The organism is Streptomyces subrutilus (assembly GCF_008704535.1).
GTDB classification, from domain to species: Bacteria; Actinomycetota; Actinomycetes; order Streptomycetales; family Streptomycetaceae; genus Streptomyces; species Streptomyces subrutilus.
The window spans coordinates 3,818,962-3,839,062 of sequence record NZ_CP023701.1 but is presented as its reverse complement, the minus strand read 5'-3'; the positions used below and the strand labels follow the sequence as shown (position 1 = coordinate 3,839,062).

The 20,101-nt window shown below is 75.5% G+C and carries 14 protein-coding genes; 4 read left to right on the top strand and 10 right to left on the bottom strand.

Translation table 11 applies throughout. The annotated features are described in order from the left end of the window. The 7 genes from CP968_RS16730 to CP968_RS16700 all read right to left on the bottom strand — a co-directional run bounded on the left by CP968_RS16730 (position 1) and on the right by CP968_RS16700 (position 11,972). Complete coding sequence (locus CP968_RS16730; protein WP_150518789.1) at positions 1–1,179, bottom strand: sensor histidine kinase; 1,179 nt, start codon at positions 1,177–1,179, stop codon at positions 1–3. A gap of 4 nt (positions 1,180–1,183) precedes the next feature. Then, positions 1,184–3,397: an MMPL family transporter gene (locus tag CP968_RS16725; RefSeq protein ID WP_150518788.1), complete on the bottom strand. Its 2,214-nt coding sequence runs from the start codon at positions 3,395–3,397 to the stop codon at positions 1,184–1,186. Between the two features lie 186 nt (positions 3,398–3,583). Continuing rightward, positions 3,584–4,519 (bottom strand): GHMP family kinase ATP-binding protein, encoded by a 936-nt coding sequence (locus tag CP968_RS16720; protein ID WP_150518787.1) that lies wholly within the window; start codon positions 4,517–4,519, stop codon positions 3,584–3,586. Further along, the gene (locus tag CP968_RS16715; RefSeq protein ID WP_150518786.1) at positions 4,516–7,854 is read right to left on the bottom strand and encodes a non-ribosomal peptide synthetase family protein; all 3,339 of its coding nucleotides are present in this window, start codon (positions 7,852–7,854) and stop codon (positions 4,516–4,518) included. The genes CP968_RS16720 and CP968_RS16715 overlap by 4 nt, the downstream gene beginning before the upstream one ends. A gap of 364 nt (positions 7,855–8,218) precedes the next feature. Next, entirely contained in the window at positions 8,219–9,418 is a 1,200-nt protein-coding gene (locus CP968_RS16710; RefSeq protein WP_150518785.1) for an ATP-grasp domain-containing protein, read from the bottom strand. Beyond that, a complete protein-coding gene (argH, locus tag CP968_RS16705) occupies positions 9,415–10,899 on the bottom strand; it encodes an argininosuccinate lyase (RefSeq protein ID WP_150518784.1) in 1,485 nt (494 codons plus the stop codon). Before argH ends, CP968_RS16710 begins: the two co-directional genes overlap by 4 nt. Beyond that, the gene (locus CP968_RS16700) at positions 10,896–11,972 is read right to left on the bottom strand and encodes a cysteine synthase family protein (protein ID WP_150518783.1); all 1,077 of its coding nucleotides are present in this window, start codon (positions 11,970–11,972) and stop codon (positions 10,896–10,898) included. The genes argH and CP968_RS16700 overlap by 4 nt, the downstream gene beginning before the upstream one ends. A 178-nt stretch (positions 11,973–12,150) precedes the next feature. On the opposite strand from CP968_RS16700, the gene CP968_RS16695 reads away from it, so the two are divergent. Continuing rightward, on the top strand, positions 12,151–12,885 hold the full coding sequence (locus CP968_RS16695; protein ID WP_150518782.1) for a thioesterase II family protein: 735 nt from the start codon (positions 12,151–12,153) through the stop codon (positions 12,883–12,885). On the opposite strand, the gene CP968_RS16690 is transcribed toward CP968_RS16695, so the two are convergent. Next, positions 12,851–14,227: a class II 3-deoxy-7-phosphoheptulonate synthase gene (locus tag CP968_RS16690; protein ID WP_150518781.1), complete on the bottom strand. Its 1,377-nt coding sequence runs from the start codon at positions 14,225–14,227 to the stop codon at positions 12,851–12,853. The genes CP968_RS16695 and CP968_RS16690 overlap by 35 nt on opposite strands. Positions 14,228–14,370: 143 nt before the next feature. Between CP968_RS16690 and CP968_RS16685 the strand changes: the two genes are divergently transcribed. Both CP968_RS16685 and CP968_RS16680 read left to right on the top strand, forming a co-directional pair. After that, positions 14,371–15,963 carry an anthranilate synthase component I family protein gene (locus tag CP968_RS16685; protein WP_244330573.1) on the top strand — a complete coding sequence of 531 codons (1,593 nt, stop codon included), beginning with the start codon at positions 14,371–14,373 and terminating at the stop codon, positions 15,961–15,963. Then, on the top strand, positions 15,960–16,547 hold the full coding sequence (locus CP968_RS16680) for an anthranilate synthase component II (RefSeq protein ID WP_150518779.1): 588 nt from the start codon (positions 15,960–15,962) through the stop codon (positions 16,545–16,547). The genes CP968_RS16685 and CP968_RS16680 overlap by 4 nt, the downstream gene beginning before the upstream one ends. On the opposite strand, the gene pdxR is transcribed toward CP968_RS16680, so the two are convergent. Beyond that, positions 16,534–17,949, bottom strand: a complete 1,416-nt coding sequence (gene pdxR, locus CP968_RS16675; protein WP_150518778.1) for a MocR-like pyridoxine biosynthesis transcription factor PdxR — start codon at positions 17,947–17,949, stop codon at positions 16,534–16,536. The two genes, CP968_RS16680 and pdxR, sit on opposite strands and share 14 nt — an antisense overlap. 136 nt (positions 17,950–18,085) lie before the next feature. Here pdxR and trpD point away from each other — a divergent pair, with 136 nt between their 5' ends. Next, complete coding sequence (trpD, locus tag CP968_RS16670; RefSeq protein ID WP_229886390.1) at positions 18,086–19,168, top strand: anthranilate phosphoribosyltransferase; 1,083 nt, start codon at positions 18,086–18,088, stop codon at positions 19,166–19,168. On the opposite strand, the gene trpC is transcribed toward trpD, so the two are convergent. Continuing rightward, a complete protein-coding gene (gene trpC, locus CP968_RS16665) occupies positions 19,098–19,955 on the bottom strand; it encodes an indole-3-glycerol phosphate synthase TrpC (RefSeq protein ID WP_150518776.1) in 858 nt (285 codons plus the stop codon). The two genes, trpD and trpC, sit on opposite strands and share 71 nt — an antisense overlap. Positions 19,956–20,101: the final 146 nt, after the last annotated feature.

The following is a 20,101-nucleotide window of genomic DNA, read 5'->3' as shown; positions in this document are numbered from 1 at the left end:
TCAGGGCTGTCCGTTCGTGTGGATCGTGGCGAGGATGCGGGTGCCGTCCCCGAGCGAGCTGGTCACGGTGAGGTCGCCGTCCAGTTCGGCGAGGCGCTTGCGCATGCCGTCGAGGCCGAAGCCGCGGGAGTCCTCGACGACGAAGCCGTTTCCGTCGTCGGTGATCTCCAGCTCGATGGCGTGCGGGTACTGGGTGAGGACGACCCCGACCGTGGTGGCGCGGGCGTGCTTGCGGACGTTGGCCAGCGACTCCTGGGTGCAGCGCAGCAGGGCGATGCGGGTCTGCTGGTCGCACGCCACGTCCGGCGGCAGTTCCGCCTCGACGGTCAGGCCGGTGTCCTGGGTGAACCGGTCCAGGGTCCGGCGCAGGGTGACCGCCACCGAGCCGGGGGCCAGTCCGCTCTCCGGTGCGGAGCCGACGAGCACGCGGGCCTCGGCGAAGTTCTCCCGGGCGGTCTGCTCGATGGAGACCAGTTGCTGGGCGGTGCGCTCCGGGTCCGAGGTGACGGTGGAGCGGGCCGCTTCCGCCAGCACGATGATGGAGGCGAAGCCCTGGGCGAGGGTGTCGTGGATCTCCCGGGCGATGCGCTCCCGCTCGTCGGCCGCGCCCTGCTGCCGGTGCGCCTCGGCCAGCCGGGCCTGCGCGCTCTCCAGTTCGGCGCCCAGCAGTCCGGCGCGGGCGTCCCCGTCGGCCACGAGGCGGTGGATCAGCAGACCGGTCAGGACCGAGGCGGCGTACCCGATGAAGACGAAGACCACGTTGCCGGTCAGGGATTCGCCGCTGCGCAGGGTGCTGCCGACGACGGTGGCCGCGGCGGCCGCGCCGCTGAGGACGATCGCCGAGCGGGCGGCGGTGGCGAAGAGCCAGAACTGCGGGAGGGAGACGATGAACAGGGCCGCCCCGCCGCCCGGGAGCCCGCCCATGGCCCCCAGGCCGAGGGCCAGCAGGGCCAGGTACGCCTGGGGCCGCAGGACGGGGTTGTCCGGGAACCGGCGGACGGCCGTGTAACAGGAGGCGAGGACCGCCAGCAGGGCCAGGGCCCCCCACTTGGGTGCTCCCGAGTCGTTCTCCACCCCGATGACCGAGGGGATCAGGCCGAGGAGCACCCAGGCCGCGGTGTACCAGCTGTGGAACTTCTGGACGGTCAACCGGTCGGTGGGGTGCGGCCGTTCGCTCATGCGGTCAGCCTACGTTCGCCGGCTGACGTTCCGTTGAAGCGCGGACGCCCGCCCGGCGCATGCCGCGCGACGGCCACCAGTTCCACTCGCCGAGGAGCAGCATCAGCGAGGGGAGGATCAGGATGCGGATGACGAAGGCGTCCAGCAGGACGGCCGCCGCGAGGCTGAAGCCGATCTGCTTCATCTCGATCAGGTGCAGTGCGGCGAAGCTGGCGAAGACGGTGACCATGACGACGGCGGCACTGGTGACGACGCCGGCGGAGCTGCCGATGCCGTCCAGGACGGCCTGGCGGGTCGGGGTGCCGTTCATGGCGGCCTCGCGGATGCGGCTGATCACGAAGACCTGGTAGTCCATCGAGAGCCCGAAGAGGATCACGAAGAGGAAGAGCGGGACCCGGGCGCCGATGGAGCCGGTGGAGTCGAAGTCGAGGACGCCCTCGGCCCATTCGTTCTGGAAGACGAGCACCAGCAGGCCGAGCGAGGCGAAGGCGGAGAGCAGGTTGAGGACGATGCCGATCAGGCCCAGGACGAGGGAGCGGAAGGCGTAGACGGTCATCGCGAAGGTGACCAGCAGCAGCGCGCCGATGATCAGCGGCAGCTTCTGCTTCTGGTGCGCGGGGTAGTCGGCGTTGCGGGCGACGTCGCCGGTGACGGCGGTCTCGACGCCGGTGAGCGCGCCGGCGGTGGCGGGGATGAGCTCGGTGCGCAGCTTCTTCAGGGAGGTGTGGGCCTCGACGCTGCCGACGGGGTGGCGGACCGCCATCTCCAGCATGCTGATCCGGCCGTCGGGGGAGGTGCGCAGGACCGGCCGGCCGCTGATGGCGGGGTCATCGGCGGCGGCGCGGTCGGCGAGGGCGGTGAGGGCCGCGGCCACTTCGTCGCGGCGGTCGGCGTCGGCCTTGACGAGGACCTGGTGGGTGGAGTTGAGCTCGGGGTACGCGGCCATGGCGCGGTCGTAGGTCTGCATGGCGGGGATGGAGCGCGAGTGGGTGTCGCGGCCCATCTCGGTGAGGTTCAGGTTCAGCACGGGCAGGGCGAGGGCGACCATCGCGAGGGTGGCGACGGTCAGGGTGGCGACGGGGTGCCTGGTGGTGGGTCGCAGTACGGCGGCGGTGATGCGGCCGGTGCCGGTCTTCGGCTGCTTGACGTCCGGGGTGCGGCCCCGGGCGGCGGCGCGGGCCTCCTTGCGGACCCGGCGGCGGTCGGCGCGCTCGCCGAGCTTGGCGAGCAGGGCGGGGAGCACGGTGAGCGAGCTGAGGACGGCGACCAGGGTGACGACGATGGCGCCGGTGGCGATGGACGAGAAGATCACGTCGTCGGCGAGGAACAGGGTGGCGCTGGAGACGGCGACGGCCAGGCCGGAGACGACGACCGCGCGGCCGGAGGTGGCGGCGGCCAGTTCGACGACGGCCTGCGGGCTGAGCCGGCCGCCGGCCCGGGCCCGCTCCTCGCGTTCCCGCTTGAGGTAGAAGAGCGTGTAGTCCACGCCCACGGCCAGGCCGATCAGCAGGATCACGTTGGTGCCGACGCCGGCGTCCGGGAAGACGTGCGAGGCGAGCATGGACAGGCCGACCGCGGCGATGATCGAGGAGAGGGCCAGCAGCAGCGGGACCAGGGCCATGGCGATGGAGCTGAAGACGATCAGCAGGGTGATCAGCGTGACGGGGAGGGCGATGACCTCGGTGCGGGCCAGGTCGTCGCCGCGGAGCCCGTCGACGCCCTTGCTGATGGAGGGGGAGCCGACCTCCTCCACCCACAGGCCGGGGTAGGCCTCCTGGACGGCGGCGGTCTGCGCGAGGAGGGCGTCCACGTGCTTCTTGGCGTCGAACTCGGCGCCCTTCATGGTGACGTCCACGCGGAGCGCGGAGCCGTCCGAGGCGGGCACCGGCTCCCCCACCGCGGAGACCTCGGGGAGCGCGGACATCCGGGCGGCGACGTCGCGGGCGGCGGCCTCGGCCGACGGGCGGTCGAAGGCGCCGCCACCGGGCTTCGCGTGGATCAGCACCCGTTCGGTGGGCTTCAGCTGGAGGCCGCCCTCGGCCGCGATGGCCTCGGCGCGGCCGGCCTCGCCGATCCGGAAGTCCTCGCTGGCCGCGGGGTTGGACCCGATCGCGATCCCGGCCCCCAGGCAGAGGACGACGAAGAGGAGCCAGCCGGTGATGGCCCGCCAGGGGTTGCGGGCACTCCATCGGGCCATGCGTACAGTGGGGTTCGTCATGGGATACATGCTGGTCGGAGCAGGTATGACAGCGACAGGCTCGACCGGTTGAACCTTGGGTCCACCGACTGGTGGACAACGGGGATGGCCCGAAGCGGAGCGGGGGCGATGTCCTCGCCGCACGCGCAACGGCCCCCGGGACGAGCGTAGTCGCTCGTCCCGGGGGCCGTGCTCCCGGTGGGCGGATCAGTCGAAGCTGAGGGTGCGGTAGACCGTCACGTTGCCGACGAGTTCCCGGCACAGCTGGGCCGCCACGGCGAGCCGGGCGGGGCAGTCGGGGGCGTCGGTGTCCATCAGGATGCCCAGCGTGGTGCCGCTGTGGCCGACGACCACGCCCAGGCCGCCGACCTCCTCGCAGATGGCGGTCATCGGCTCCAGGGACCACTTGTGGCGCAGCACCTGGTTCATCCGGGCGCTGGCGGTGGCGACCCGGCCCACCTCGGCCAGGTCGCGGGCGGCGACCGCGCCGGTGATCCGGTCCAGGAGCCGGGCGTACTCGCGCCGGTCGGCGTCCGTGAACGGCTTGGGGATGGCGTTGAAGGCGACGGTGTCCACCGCGCCGCCCTCGTCCGCGCCGACCACCGCCATCGACGGCAGGGAGCCCAGCCGGGCGCGCAGCCGGACGCTGCGGTGGTGGAAGGCGACCACGGACGGGTAGAGGACCCCGTCGGTGGGTTCGATCCGGGCCAGGTAGCGCTCGATCCGGCGCGGCGGCATCGGGATGCCGAGCGCGTTGGCCACGGCGCGGGCGGTGGCCACCAGGTCGGCCGAGGAGCTGGCCAGTCCCTTGCCCTCGGGCAGGGTGCTGTCGATCCGCAGCAGGCCGACGGGGGCCAGCCCCTCGTCCTCCAGGATCATGCCGGTGAGCCGCAGCGCCTTCTTCTTGTGCGGCGGCCACACCTCCAGCCCCGGCCCGTCCGGCCGGATCTCGAACCGGGCCATGGACCAGCGGGCCACCGGCAGCGTCACCAGGAAGTTGCCGTCCTCCTCGGGCAGGACGCCCTGGAGCAGTTCGCCGAAGGTGCCGAAGGCCGTGCTGACGCCGGTCGCGGCCACCTTCCGGTAGCCGGTGGCGGGTACGGGCGCCGGGCTGACCGGCGCTGCCGTCTGGGTCGTGCTCATCCGGTGGTCCTCCTCACCACGTCGGCGGTCTCCGCGGGCCGGGTGCCGGTGAAGTAGTGTCCGCCCTCTTCCAGTTCGTGCAGGGTGACGCGGTCGCCGACCGCCCGCCACGCCCGGTACGCGTCCGGGTCGCCGGCCGTCCACGCGTCGTCACGGGCCAGCACCACCTCGACGGGGGCCTCGATCCGGTGCGCCGCGGGGGCGTCCAGGACGCGCAGCAGGTGCCGGTTGGCGGTGGCCGTGTCGTGCCGGTAGGCCCGGTCCACGGCCGCCGCCCGCTCGGGGCTGTAGGCGTCGAGCTCCACGTACGCGTTGTCGGCGCGCAGCCGGCCGAGCAGTTCGTCCCGGTCCGCCCCGGCCACCTCGGCCAGCTCGGCCCGCAGCGCGTCCGCGCCGGGCAGCAGCCGGCCGCCGAGGAAGACGCGGGCGGCGGGCCGGCCGGCCTCCTGGAGCAGCCGGGCGGTCTCCAGGGCGGTGGCCGCGCCGGAGGAGTGGCCCCAGAGCAGTACGGGCGTGGTGACCCGCGCGAGGATCTCGTCGCGGGCCCGTGCGGCGAGGGCCGTCAGCTCCTCCAGCGGCTCGTCCTCGGCCGCGAAGTCGTGTCCGGGCAGCTCCGCGCCCAGGACCGCGATGCCGTCGTGCTCCAACTCGGTCGCCAGGGCGCGGAAGTTGAGCGCGCTGCCGCCCGCGTACGGCAGGCACACGAGGGTGTGGCGCGGTTTGCGGACCGCGAGCAGCGGGTGCAGCAGCGGCGGCGCCGGCTCGCGGGGTTCGCCGCGGTCGCGTCCGTCGAGGAGGGCCGCCAGGTCGGCCAGGACCGGGTGGGCGACGAGTTCCGTCAGGGACAGGGCCCGGTCGAGCCGTACGGACACGCGGACCGTGGCGAGGGAACTGGCGCCCAGCGAGAAGAAGTTGTCGTGGCGGCCGATGCGCTCCAGCGGGACGCCGAGGACCTCCGCCCAGAGCATGGCGAGCCGGCGTTCGGTGGCGGTGGCCGGTCCGGTGTGGCCGTCGCCGCCGTGGCCGAGGGTGCTCGCCAGCTCGGCGAGGGCCTTCTTGTCGGCCTTGCCGTTGGCGGTGCGCGGCAGCCGGCGCAGCGGGTGCAGGTAGCTGGGCACCATGTAGTCGGGCAGTTCGGCGGCCAGCCGGTCCCGGGCGTGCCCGACCGGGGGGCCGGTGGCGTCGTCGTCGGTGGTGAAGAAGGCCACGAGGTGCCGGTGGACGCCGGCGTCGCCGACGACGGCGACGGCCGCCTCGCGGACGCCGGGCACGGCGAGGAGCCGGTGCTCGATCTCGCCGAGTTCGATGCGGAAGCCGCGGATCTTGACCTGTTCGTCGTGGCGGCCGAGGAACTCCATGCGGCCGTCGGGCAGCCAGCGGCCGAAGTCGCCGGTCCGGTACATGCGGGTGCCGGCTCGGAACGGGTCGGGTACGAAGACCTGCCGGGTGCGGTCCTCGTCGTGGGCGTAGCCGCGGCCGACGCACACGCCGGAGAAGGCGATCTCGCCCGCGGAGCCGAGCGGGACCAGGGCGAGGTGCTCGTCCAGGACGTAGGCGCGGACGTTGGGCAGGGGCCGGCCGAGGGGGACCGGGCGGCCGGGTGCGGGGGCGCGGTCGAGGACCTCGTGCAGGGTGTCGTCGCAGACTTCCGTGGCGCCGTAGGCGTTGACCAGGGTGATGTCGGGGCAGAGCGCGAACCAGCGGCGGACCAGGTCGGGGGCGAGGACCTCGCCGGTCACCGACACGGTGCGCAGGGCGCCCAGGTCCCGGGGGTGGCGCTCCAGGTGCCGGACGAGCACCTCCAGGTAGGCGGGCACGGTCTGGGCGACGGTGACGCGGCCTTCGGCGAGTTCGTCGAGGAAGCCGTCCACGTCGAGGAGGACGTCGGTGGACACGATGCGGGTGGCGCCGCCGGTCAGCAGGGGGGCGGCGAACTGCCAGAGGGAGATGTCGAAGCCCTGCGGGGCCGTCTGCGCGACGACCTCGGAGGTGGGGCCCGCGCCGTCCGTGCCGTCCGTGGCGCCGTCGGCCGTCAGCCCCATGTCCGCGGCCTTGGCGAGGAGGTGGTTGAGGAGGCCCGCGTGCTCGCAGACGGCGCCCTTGGGCTCGCCGGTGGAGCCGGAGGTGAAGTACACGTACGCGGCGTCGTCGGGGCGTACGCGGGCGGGGGCGCGGAGGTCCGCGGGGTCGCCGGGCGGGAGCGGCGCGAGGGCCTCCCGGGCGCACAGCACGGCCGGGGGGGCCGGGACGGCGGCGGCGGCGCGCTCGGCGAGGGCCCGGGTGGCGGGGTCGGCGAGGACGAAGGAGGCGCCGGCGGCCGACAACTGGGCGGCGATCCGGTCCACGGGCAGGTCCGGGCCCATCGGGAGGTAGACGGCACCGGCCTTGAGGACGCCGAGGGCGGTGGCGATCCATTCGAGCGAGCGGTCCATGACGACGGCGGCGACGTCCTGGGCCCCGGAGCCGGCGGCGAGCAGCGCCCGCGCGACGCGGTCGGCGCGGGCGCCGAGCTCGCGGTAGGTCCAGGCGCGGGCGCCGTGCCGGGCGGCGACGGCGTCGGGGTGGCGGCGGACCCGTGCGTCGAAGAGGTCGGTGAGGACGGCGTCGGGCAGCTCGGTGCGGGGGCCGGCCAGGCCGTGGAGCTGGGTCTCGGTCTCCCGGGGGGAGAGGAGGCTCTGCCGGTCGTGGCGGGCGGCGGGGTCGTCGGTGAGCAGGCGCAGGGCGGTGAGGTGGTAGCCGGCGAGGCGCTCCGCGTACGCGGCGTCGAGGGCGCGGGGGTCGTGGCGCAGCTCCAGCCGCGGGCGGGTCCCGGCCGTGCTCCAGCGGACGCGGAGCTTCTCGCCGGGGCCGAGCGGGGACCGGGTGTCCCCGGCCAGGTCGAGGACGGCCTCGGGGCCCGGTCCGTCGAGGGGCCCGTCGAGCGGCTCGGCCCGGCCGAGGGCGGCCGCGGCCGCCGCGGTGAGCTCGGCCCAGCTCGACGGGGCGACGGTGAGGCGCAGCTCGCGCAGGCGGGGGCCGTCGGCGAGGCCGGTGCGCAGCGAGCGCTCGGCGGCCACGGTGGCGAGCACCCGCGCGTGGGCGGCCGCGAGCAGCGCCTCCGGGCGGGCGCCGAGGGCGGCGGCCGTCCGGGCGAGCGCCGCCGCCAGCCCGTCCGGTACGGGCACCACGTGGCGGGCGGCGCCGGTACCCGCCGCGTCGTCCTCGTCCGGGGCGTCCGCCGCGACCCAGCGGGGCACCCGGGTGAACCGGGGGCTCGCGGCCGCGGCCTCCGGGGCGGCGCCGGTGCCGGGTGGCGCCGCCGGGGCGTCGGGGGCGGCCGGGGCGGCGCGGGTCACGGCCGCCGTCCGCGGGCCGGTCGCTCCTCGGGCGGCGCACGCGCCGGGGGCGGAGGCCGCCGCCGGACCGGTGGCCGGGCCCGCGGGACCCGGCGGGGCGGCCGGCACCGTGGCCGGGCCTCCCCGCGCGCCGGGCTTCGGCGCCGGGGCTGCCGGGGTGGGTGCGGCCGGGGCCGTTGTGGGCGTGAAGGGGGTGTCGAGGGCGGGCTCGTGCGTGCCGGTGCCGGGCAGTGGGCGGGTGCTGCGGGTGGGGGTCGGTGCGGGGGCTGCCGGGGTGGGTGCGGGTCGGGCGGTCGTGGGGGTGAAGGGGGTGCCGGGGGCGGGGGGTGCGGGGCGGTGGGGTTCGTCGGGGGCGGGGCGCCTTTCATCGGGGGGTGTCCTCCACGGTGATGTCGATCAGGGCGGCGGCCGCCGAGGCGCGGCGGGCCGCGGTCGCGGGGTCGGGGCCGGCGGCCACCACGCAGGCCAGGCGGTCCTGGAAGGAGTGCGTCACCCGCACCTCGCGGCCGACCGCGGTGGTGGCGGCCGCGGCGGCCACCCCCGGGGCGGCGGCGGCGTCGGCCAGGCCGTCGACGGCCGTGACCCGGCCCTCCGCGGCCACCCGGACGAAGCGGACGGCGGCGTGGCCGGCGGCCGGGCCGGGCGGGGCCGCGGGCTGTCCGGCGGCCCGGGCGATGACGGCGTCGACCAGGTCGACGCCGGTCGCGGCCCGGACGGCGACCGGGATCATGCCGCCCGCCAGGCGCGGGTTGACCTCGATGACCACCGGCCCGGCGGGGCCGAGCCGCAGCTCGGTGTGGGCCGCCCCGTAGCCGAGGCCCAGGGCGGCGACCGCCTGCACGGCGGTGGAGCCGAGCGCCTCGGCGGTGGCGGGCGGGACGGGGGCGGGCACGTCGTGCCCGGTCTCCACGAAGTACGGCTCGGGGCCCACGTGCTTGGCCACCACCGCCACCACCGTGCCGTCGAAGGTCTCCACGGAGAACTCGGGCCCGCGCACGGCCTCCTCCACGAGCACGGTGGCCGAGCCGTCGGCCAGCAGCCGCCGCGCCCACGCGCGGGTCTCCTCCGGGTCCGCGCAGAGCCGTACGCCGGCCGAGCCGGAGCCGCTGACCGGCTTGAGGACCACCGGGAAGCCGATCCGGGTGGCGGCCCGTGCGGCCTCCGCGGCCCCGGTGACCGCCGCGAAGGCCGGGACGGGTACCCCGGCGGCCGCGTGCACGGCGCGCTGGGTGTCCTTGGAGCGGCAGCGGGCGACGGCGTCGCCGTCCGGGCCCGGCAGCCCCAGCTTGGCCGCCAGGCGGGCCGCCAGGTCGACGAAGTACTCGGAGCTGGAGGCGATGGCGGCCGGTGCGAGCCGGGTGCAGGCCTCCAGGACGGCCTGCGGGTCGGCGGTGTCCAGCACGACCGTGTCCACGCCGTCCGCCGCGGCGTACGGGTACCGGCCGGGATCCCGGCTCAGCAGGACGGGCCGCATCCCCCGGGCCCGGGCGGCGGCGCAGAACTCCCGCCCGGTGCCGGTGGTGTTGCTCTCCAGGAATGCGAAGGCGGCGCCGTCCCCGTTCATCGTGCGTCTCCCGTTCCGTAGCGTGCGACAACGGCTTCCACCGCGGCGTCCAGGCGTCGCGCGGCCTCGCGCAGCCCCTCCCGGTGGGCCGTGATCCAGTCTCCGTGCCCGGCGAGCCGGTCCCTCAGCGCGGTGACGACGGCGGCGGTCTCGCCGGGGCCGCCGCCCCGGTTCAGGGCGGCGGCGGCCTCGGCGGGCGAGGGCAGGCCGCCGTCGAGGTCGGTCACCCCCTCGGGGGTCTCGATCTTGGTGAGTTCGCGCTCGCCGGCGGCGAGGGCGTCCCGCACGGCGCGGCCCACCACGTGGTGCGCGGTCCGGAAGGGCACGCCCGCGCCGACCAGCCGGTTGGCGATCGTGGTGGCGGTGGTGAAGCCCTCCCGGGCCCGCTGTTCCATCCGGGCGGGGACCGGGCGGGCCCCGGAGACCAGGACCTGGCAGAGCAGGACGGAGTCCCGCACGGCGGCCAGCGCGGGCCAGGCCACGGCGACGGCCTCGGTGCCGACCTCGATGGAGTTGGTGAACGGCGTGGACTTGGCGGCGGCGGCCGAGGCGGTCCAGGCACCCATCGCCCAGGCGGCCTTGGCCTTGACGTGTTCCAGCAGGAACGCGTTGCGCTTCTGGGGCATCGCGGAGCTGCCGCCGACCAGCCGCTCGGGGAACTCCACGAAGCCGAACTCCTGGGTGCTCCACAGCTGGAGGTCGGTGGCCAGCCGGCTCAGCGTGACCGCCGCCGACGCCACGGTGCCCAGGGCGCGCAGCAGGGTGTCGCGGGCCGCCACCGCGTCGGTGGCGTGCAGGGTGGGGCCGCCGAAGCCCAGCAGGCCGGCCGTGCGGGCGGGGTCGATCGGCAGGTCCGTGCCGGCGACGGCTCCGGCGCCCAGCGGGCAGCGGTCGAGCGCGCCGAGGGTGTGGCGCAGCGCGTCGAGGTCGCGGTCCAGGGCGGTGGCGATCCCGGCCAGGTAGTAGCCGTAGCCGATCGGCATCGCGGGCTGGAAGTGGGTGTAGACGGGCATCACGGCGTCGTCGTGCCGGCGGGCCCGGGAGAGCAGTGCGGCCTGTAGCCGCAGCAGCTCGCCCAGCAGGTCGGTGAGTTCGGCGCGCAGCCGCATCGCGGTGACGGTGGCCTTGATGTCGTTGCGGGAGCGGGCGGTGTGGACCTTGCCGCCGACGTCCGGGCCGAGCTCCTCCACGAGGTGGCCCTCGTACATGAGGTACAGGCCGCGCGGGGCCTGGCGGCCGGTCAGTTCGGCGAAGCCGTCGGCGCGCAGCCGCCGGATGCGGTCGAGGAGGGCGGCCGCCGCGGGGCCGGGGAGCAGCCCGTTCTCGCGGAGCATGACCACGTGGGCGAGGTCCACGGTGCTGGTGGCCTCCAGCTCGCCGCGTACGGCCGCGGGTCCGGGCTCGCCGTAGACGACGCGGCGGGTGCGTGCGCCCAGGCCCTGTTCGAGCCGGCCGGTGCCGGTGGCCGCGGACCCGCTCACGCGCCGACCTCCGCCGGCCGCGCGGCGGCGGTGTGCCGGGAAACGGCGCCGGGGACCTGCTCGTAGGCCCGGCGGTCCCAGGCGAACCGGGTCCAGCGGTCGGCCGTCGCGGCGTCGGGGCCGGTGGCGGCGGCGGGGGCGCCCGGCCGCTCGTGCAGCGGGTGGCCCTGGGCGTCGAGCCAGCTGTCGTCGTAGACGGTGGCCTGGTAGCGGTAGCCCTCGTCGGGGAGCATCACGACGCCGGTGCGGTCGGGGTTGCGCTCGGCCCACCAGCGGGCGACGAGGTAGGCGGCGCCGCTGGTCGGCCCCTGGAAGAGGGCGTGGCGGGCGTGCAGGGCGCGGGTGGAGGCGAAGGCCTCGCCGGCCGTGAGCCAGTGCACCTCGTCGAAGACCCGGTGGTCGAGGTTGGCGGGCCACAGGCTGTTGCCGAGTCCGCGCAGCTCGCGGGGCCCGTCGGGCTGGCCGAAGAGCACGCTGTGGTGGCTGTCCACGCCGATGGCCTCGGTGTGCGGGGTGCGCTCGCGCAGCGCCCGTACGGTGCCGCACATGGAGCCGCCGGAGCCGACCGGGCCGATCAGCGCGTCCACCGTGCCGAGGGTCTGCGCGAGCTGCTCCGCGACGAGCCGGTACGCGCCGGGGTTGCCCGGGTTGCCGTACTGCTCGGGGCAGAAGGAGTCCGGGAGGCCGGCGCGGATCTCGGCGAGGCGGCGCAGCCGGGCCTCCTGGAAGCCGCCGACCTCGGCCGGTTCGTGGCAGATCTCGACGCGGGCCCCGAGGTCGGTGAGCCGCCGGTAGAGGTGGGCGTCGATCGCGGGGTCGCTGACCAGGATCAGCTTGCGGCGCATCAGCGCGGCCTGCATGGCCAGGGCGAGGCCGAAGGTGCCCGAGGTGGTTTCGACGATGACGGTGTCGGGGCCCAGCTCGCCCCGCTGTTCGGCCTCGCGGAGGATGTGGTGGGCCGGGAGCAGTTTCATCAGGGTGAAGGCCGCGCCGTAGAGATTCGGGCCGAGCCGGATGACGCGCGGCATCATCGTCGCTTCGGCTATCGAGGGGAAGGCGGAGGTCGCCGTCATGGAATCTCCCGGGGCAGAGGTCGGCGTGGCGGACGCCTGCCACTGTGCTGAAGGACTCTGACGGGCCACTGACAGCGCCGTCCCCGCGATGTCAGCGCGGCGTCAGCGCCGGGCAGGACCATCGCGCCGTCGGAGACGTACGGACGCCGGGTGCGGCGGGTGGGCAGGGGTGGCGGCGATGGTGTGGACACAGGTGGTCGGGGCGCGGCCGTTCGCGGCGCAGCGGGTGGTGTGCTTCCCGCACGCGGGCGGCTCCCCCTATTTCTTCCGGTCCTGGGGCAGGGGGATGGCCGCGTACGAGGTCCAGGCGGTCTGCTATCCGGGGCGTGCGGAGCGGTTCTCCGAGGACTGCGCGGAGCAACTGGTGCCGATGGCGCGGGAGATCGCCGCCGAGCTGCTGGCGTCCGGGGACGGCCGGCCGACGGCGTTCTTCGGGCACAGCATGGGCGCGATCGTCGCGTACGAGGTGGTCCGGGCGCTGGAGGAGGCCGGTTCGGGGGTGGAGCACCTCTTCGCCTCGGGGTCCCGGGCGCCGCAGCTGATGGCGGGGGACCCGGTGGCCGCGGCGGCGTGGGACGCGGAGTCGATCGGCCGGACCCTGGTCGAACTGGGCGGCACGGACCCGGAGCTGCTGGAGAACCGGGGCTTCGTGGAGCTGGTGATGCCGTACATCGGGGCGGACTTCCGGATGCTCGCCGCGTACGAGGGGCGGTCCCGGCCGCCGCTGGTCTGCCCGGTGACCGCGATCGTCGGGGAGTCGGACCCCCGGGTGACCGCCGCGCAGAGCGCCGCCTGGCGGGAGTCGACCCGGGGGCCGTACCGGGCGCTGACCGTGCCCGGCGAGCACTTCTACCTCGCCGGGCGGCCGCCGTTCGGGATCATCGCGGAGTCGCTGCGTGCGCGGCAGGGGTGAGCGGCCCGCGTCCGCGGTACATCTCGGCGAGCCGGAAGGCCAGGTCGAGGGACTGGGTGTGGTTGAGGCGGGGGTCGCAGGCCGTCTCGTAGCGGTGCGGCAGGTCCTCGGGCCGGACAGTGTTGCCGCCTCCCGTGCATTCGGTCACGTCGTCGCCGGTCAGCTCGATGTGGATGCCGCCGGGGTGGGTGCCCAGCGACCGGTGGACCTCGACGAATCCCCGCACCTCGTCGAGGACGGTGTCGAAGGAGCGGGTCTTGTGGCCGCTGGGCGCGGTCACGGTGTTGCCGTGCATCGGGTCGCTGACCCAGCACGGCAGGGCGCCCTCGGCGGCGACCTTCTCGACCAGGGTGGGCAGCACGTCGCGGATCCGCTCGGCGCCGGCCCGGACGACGAAGGTCAGCCGGCCGGGCGCGCGGTCCGGGTCGAGCCGGTCGAGGAGGGTGAGGACGCTGTCGGCGGTGGTGGTGGGGCCGAGCTTCACCGCGATCGGGTTGTCGATCCGTGAGAAGAACTCCACGTGGGCGCCGTCCGGGTCGCGGGTCCGCTCGCCGATCCACAGCAGGTGGCCGCTGGCGGCGTAGGTGCGGCCGGTCTCCGGTTCGGTGCGGGTGAGGGCGGCCTCGTAGTCGAGCAGCAGTCCCTCGTGGCCGACGAAGAACTCGGCGGTGCCCAGTTCGCGGGTGTCCACCCCGCAGGCCCGCATGAAGGCGAGGGTGCGGTCGATCTCGTCGGCGAGGGCCTCGTAGCGCTCGCCGGTGCCGGAGCCGGCGACGAAGCCCCGGTTCCAGGCGTGGACCTGGTGGAGGTCGGCGAAGCCGCCGGTGGTCAGGGCGCGGATCAGGTTCAGGGTGCGGGCGGAGGCCTCGTACGCGTCGCGCAGGCGGCGCGGGTCGGGGGTGCGGGAGGCGGCGGTGAACTCCAGGCCGTTGACGGCGTCGCCGCGGTAGGAGGGCAGGGTCACGCCGGCGCGCTCCTCGTGCGCGCCGGAGCGGGGCTTGGCGTACTGGCCCGCCATCCGGCCCACCTTGACCACGGGCAGCGCGGTGGCGTGGGAGAGCACGACGGCCATCTGGAGCAGGGTCTTCAGCTTGCCGCGGATGGAGTCGGTGGTGACCCGGTCGAACGTCTCGGCGCAGTCGCCGCCCTGGAGCAGGATGGCCTCGCCGCGGGCGACCGCGGCCATCCGCAGGCGCAGCTGGTCGCATTCGGCGCCGAAGACGAGCGGGGGCGCCTCGGCCAGCCGGCCGGTGACGGCGCGCAGGGCGGCGGGGTCGGGCCAGTCGGGTTGCTGGGCGGCCGGGAAATTGCGCCAGGAGGAAATGTTCTCCGTTTGTCTCATGGCCTCAGTGACCCATTGTCGCGGCGGAATGGTCAAGCATTTTTTGAATGGACCGCATCGGAACTCCGGAATTGGTCTGGCGATGGTTCGCGGCTCATTGGTTCACTCAATTCGACGGACATCAGATCGAGGGGGAGTTCGCTGTGTGGGATGCGAGCGGTTCGAGCGGACGGAACGGTCCGGGAGGTCCGGGCGGCGACCGGGTGGAGGTGCGGGTCGTCGCCCGGGAGCTGGCGCGGCACGCTCCGCTGGACCTGTACGCGGCGCTGCGCGCGGTGCTCCCGGCCGAGGAGGTGTTCCTCTTCGAGAGCCTGGAGGGGGCGCCCGCGGACCGCCGGTCGGCGGTCGTGGGGTTCGGGCGGCTCGCCGAGGTCCGGGTCCACGCGGACCGGGTCGAGGTCGAGGGTGCCACACCGGAGCTCAAGCGGGCGCTGGCCGGCGCGGTGGAGGCCGCGGGGCTGGTCACGGACGGGCCCGCCGCGGGCTGCCCGGTGGCCCACCACCCGCTCCCGGACGGCCCGTACGTCTTCCGGTCCGGCGGGCCGGCCCGGGTCTGGGAGGCGCTCGCCCGGGTGCAGGGCCTCTTCTCGGTGACCACCGCACTGCCCGACACCGGATACGCCTTCGGGTTCCTGACCACGCTGGCGTACGAGTCGGCCTGGCACATGGAGGAGCTGCCGGAGCGCGGTGACGCCGGCGGCGGGCGCCCGGACATCGTGCTCACCCTGTTCCGGGACACCGTCTGGTACGGCGTGGCCGACGGTCGGGTGCGCCTGCTGCGGGCCGACAGCCCGGCCTTCGCCGGCCTCGCGGAACCGCCCGCGCTGCCGGACCTGCCCGAACCGCCCGCGACCGGAGGGGGATCCGGGGCGGCCGGGGCGCTGCCGCCGGCGCCCCGGCCGCGCTCGGTGCGCGACAGCGTCGACCGGGAGACCTTCCTGGGGTGGGCCGCGCGCTGCCTGGAGCACATCGGCGTCGGCGACGTCTACCAGATCCAGATCGGCCACCGCATCGACGTGGAGAGCGACCTGACGCCGCTGGAGGTCTACCGGCGGCTGCGCGGCCGCAACCCCTCCCCGTACATGTACCTGGCGGCGCAGGCCGGGCGGACCCTGATCGGGGCCAGCCCGGAGCTGTTCTTCCGGATCGAGGACGGCGGGATCGTGATGCGCCCGATCGCCGGCACGGCCCGCCGGGGACCCGACGAGGGGGTGAACCGGCAGCGGGTGAAGGAGATGCGGGAGAGCGTCAAGGAGCGGGCCGAGCACATCATGCTCGTCGACCTGTGCCGCAACGACATCGGACGGGTCGCCCTGCCCAGCACCCAGCCGGTGGACCGGCTGATGGAGGTCGAGGCCTACTCCCACGTGTTCCACCTGGTCTCGACCGTCTCGGGCCGGCTGGCCCCGGAGGTCGGCGTCTGGGACGCGGTCCGGGCCACCTTCCCGGCCGGGACGATGTCGGGCGCGCCCAAGGTGCGCGCCATGGAGATCATCCACGGTCTGGAGCGGGAGCGGCGCGGTGCCTACGCGGGCGCGGTCGGGCTGGTCGACGTACGCGGGTGGAGCGAACTCGCGCTGTGCATCCGCACGATCGAGCACGACGGCCGCACGTACTCCACGCAGAGCTCGGCGGGCATGGTGGCCCAGTCCGAGCCGGAGTCGGAGTGGCAGGAGACGCTGGCGAAGATGGGGGCCGCCTACTGGGCGCTCACCGGTGAGGAGCTGCTGCCGTGAAGGTGCTGCTGATCGACGCGTACGACAGCTTCGTCCACATCATCGACCAGTACCTGCGGGTCCTGGGCGCGGACACCGAGGTGGTCCGCTCGCGGACCCGGACGCCGGAGCAGCTGGCCGGGCTGGAGCCGGACGCGGTGGTGCTCGGTCCGGGCCCCGGGCATCCCGCCGAGTCCGGGCACGTGGAGCTGGTGCACGCGTTCGCGGGCCGGGTCCCGCTGCTGGGGGTGTGCCTCGGGCACCAGGCGATCGGGCTGGCGTACGGCGGCCGGATCGAGGTGGCCGGTCAGGTGATGCACGGGCGGACCAGCACCGTCCGGCACGACGGCGAGGGCCTGTTCCGGGGGCTGGGCCACGGTCTGGAGGCCACCCGCTACCACTCGCTGCTGGTCGCCGACCCGCTGCCGGAGCCGCTGGTGACCACCGCGGTGGCCGCCGACCACGGCTACGTGATGGGGCTGCGGCACCGCACGCTGCCGGTGGAGGGGGTGCAGTTCCACCCGGAGTCCGTCATGACCACCGGAGGGCTGGCCATGATGGAGAACTTCCTGGCGATGCGGGCCGGCGCGCTCACCGCCCGCTGAGCACGGCCGCCAGCTCCCGGACCGCCTGCTCCGCGCCCGACCTCGGCAGGTGCGCGTGCCCCACCACCAGGGCCGGCGCCCCCTCGCCGGGGCGGGCGTGGTGGGAGGCGGCGCCGCAGAGCAGCACCGAGCGGCGCAGCGCCCCGGCCACCAGCGCCGCCTCGTCGGTGTGCCGGGGCAGCGTCACGTACGCGTGCAGTCCGGCGGCCGGGCCGGCCACGGCCGCTCCGGGCAGGTGCCGGCGCACGGCCTCGCGCAGGGCGTCGTGGCGGGTCCGGCACAGCGCGTTCAGCCTCCGCAGGTGCCGGTCGTACGCGCCGCCGCGCAGGAACTCGGCGAACGCCAGCTGGGTCAGCACGTCGGTGCCCAGGTCCTGGCGGGCGCGGGCGCGGCGGAGCCGTTCCAGGAGCGGGGCGGGGGCGGCGAGCCAGCCCAGGCGCAGGCCCGGGGCGAGGGTCTTGCTGACGGTGCCCGCGTAGACGACGTGGTCGGGGGCGAGCCGCTGGAGGGCCAGCGGCCGGCTCGCGCCCCGCTCGTACCACAGGCCGCGGTCGTAGTCGTCCTCGATGATCAGCCCGTCCACGTCCCGGGCCCACCGCACCAGCGCCTCGCGGCGGCGCGCGGACAGGGGAGCGCCCGTGGGGAACTGGTGCGCCGGGGTGACCAGGACGGCCCGCGCGCCGGAGGCGGCGAGCGCGGCGACGTCGAGGCCCTCGCCGTCCACCGGCAGCGGCAGGGACCGCAGGCCGCTCTCGTGGACGAAGCGGCGCTGGCCGGGATGGCCGGGGTTCTCGATGCCGAGCGCGGTGGTGCCCAGCCCCGGGAGCACGGCGGCCAGCAGGCCCAGCGCCTGGGCGAAGCCGGCGGTCACCATGACCTGGGCGGGCGTGCTGCGCACCCCGCACATCCGGCCCAGGTAGCGGGCGAGTTCGACGCGCAGCCGCGGGTCTCCGGCGAGCGGCGGGTAGTCGAGGGCGGCCGGGTCGGCGGCGTGCAGGGCCCGCTGGTAGGCGGCGAGCCATTCGCGGCGGGGGAAGTCGGGTACGTTGCCGCCCCCCGGGCGCAGGTCCCAGCGGACGGCCGGGTCCCGGCGGCCGGCGTGGCCGTCGTCGAGCAGCGAGGGCACGGGCGGTCCGGGCACGGCGCGGTCGAGGTGGCGCACGACCCGGGTGCCGGCGCCCTGTACGGCTTCCAGGTAGCCCTCCGCGACGAGCTGTCCGTACGCCTCCACGACGACGCTGCGGGAGACGCCGAGGTCGTCGGCGAGGCGGCGGCTGGAGGGCAGGCGCGTGCCGGGGTGCAGGGTTCCCTCGGTCACCTCCTTCTTGAGGAAGCGCTGGATCTGGGCCGTCAGCGGAATTTCGGATTCCCTGACGAGCGTGACAGCGGCGTGCAGGGCCACCGGCTTTCTCCTTCGGTTCTTTCCGAATTGGACCGGCTGCGGCCCGGGATAGTGGTCTGGAAAGCGGGGTCGCTATTTCCCACACTGGGCGGGTGACTTTTTCCCGCTGCTTTTCGAGCCCCTTTGGGAGATATTCGTGACTGGTTGGCCGGAATTGCTGAACGCCTTGCTGGACCGCCGGGACCTGTCCGCGCGGGAAACCGAATGGGCGATGGACCGGGTGATGTCCGGCGAGGCCGGCCCCGTCCGCCTCGCCGGGCTGCTGACGGCCCTGCGGGCCAAGGGGGAGACCGCCGAGGAGGTGGAGGGGCTGGTGTCCGGGATGCGCCGGCACGCGGTGCCCCTGTCGGTGCCCGGTCCCGCGCTCGACATCGTCGGCACCGGCGGCGACGGCTCGCACAGCGTGAACGTCTCCACCATGTCGGCGGTGGTGGCCGCCGGCGCCGGCGCCCTGGTGGTCAAGCACGGCAACCGCTCCGCGTCGTCGGCCTGCGGTTCGGCCGACGTGCTGGAGGAGCTGGGCGTCCGCCTCGACCTGGCCGCCGCCGACGTCGCGGAGGTCGCGGAGGAGACCGGCATCACCTTCTGCTTCGCGCAGCTGTTCCACCCGGCCATGCGGTTCGCCGCGGGCCCCCGCCGCGAGCTGGGCGTGCGCACGGTCTTCAACGCCCTGGGCCCGCTGACCAATCCGGCCGATCCGCGGGCGCAGGCGGTCGGGGTCGCCGACGCCCGGCTGGCTCCGCTGATCGCCGAGGTGCTGTGGCGGCGCGGCGTGTCCGCGCTGGTCTTCCGGGGCGACGACGGGATGGACGAGCTGACGGTCACCACCACCTCCACCGTGTGGTCGGTCACGGACTCCGGGGTGCGTGCGGAGACCTTCGACCCGCGGGACATCGGCATCCCCCGCGCGCCGGCCGGCGCACTGCGGGGCGGTGACCGGGTCCACAACGCGCGGGTCGCCCGCGAGGTGCTCGCCGGGGCCCGCGGACCGGTCCGGGACGCGGTCCTGCTGTCGGCGGCGGCCGGACTGGCGGCGCTGTCCCCCGACGGGCGGCCGGTCGCCGCCCGGCTGGCCGACGGGGTGGCGCGGGCGGCCGGGGCCGTGGACTCGGGCGCGGCGGCGGCCGTGCTGGAGCGCTGGGCGGCCGTCACGGAAAAGCGGGACCGGGAGAACCGGGCAGCCGCGGGAACCTCGGGCCGTCCGGCCGGCCTCCGTTGATGCTGCGGCCCGCCGCCACCAGGGCGGCCACCGCCTCCCGGTGGTGGCCGCTGGTCACCAGGGCCTCCCCCACCAGGATCGCGTCCGCGCCGAGCTCCGCGTACTCGACGGCGCAGCGCGGGCCGCGCACCCCGGACGCGGCGATCCGCACGACGTTCTCCGGGATGTCCGGCGCGATGGCGGCGAAGGCACCCTTGTTCATCTCCAGGGTCTTCAGGTCGCGCGCGTTGACCCCGATCACCCAGGCCCCGGCGTCGAGCGCCCGGCGGGCCTCGGCCTGGTCGTGCACCTCCACCAGCGGGGTCAGTCCGATCTCCGCCGCCTGCGCCACCAGGTCCACCAGCAGCGGCTGTTCGAGCGCCGCGACGATCAGCAGCACCAGGCTGGCGCCGTGCACCCGCGCCTCCCACACCTGGTACGGGTCGACGACGAAGTCCTTGCGCAGCAGCGGCACCCCCACCCGGGCCCGTACGGCGTCCAGGTCCGCCAGCGAACCGGCGAAGTGCAGCTCCTCCGTCAGCACGCTGACCGCCGCCGCGCCGCCCGCCTCGTAGGCGGCCGCCAGCTCGGCCGGGTCCTCGATCGCCGCCAGCCGGCCGCGCGCCGGGCTGGCCCGCTTGACCTCCGCGATCACCTTCAGTCCGTCCGTGCCGCGCAGCAGTTCGGCGCAGTCGGGGACCGGCCGGACCCCCGAGGCGAGGTCGCGCAGCTCGCACTCCGGAACGCGGCTCCGCCGCCGCGCCAGGCCGGCGCGTACGCCTTCGATGATCCCGTCGAGCGCGTTCATGCTTTCCGTCCATTCCTCGCCCGGACACCGCCGGGCTCCACGGGGCACCACGGGCGCCATCGGCTCAGACCCTAGGGGCGCGGGCGCCGGGCGGCCACGTCCTTAAGGGTGCGGTGAAACCGGCCGGTGCCGGGGACGGGAAGGGG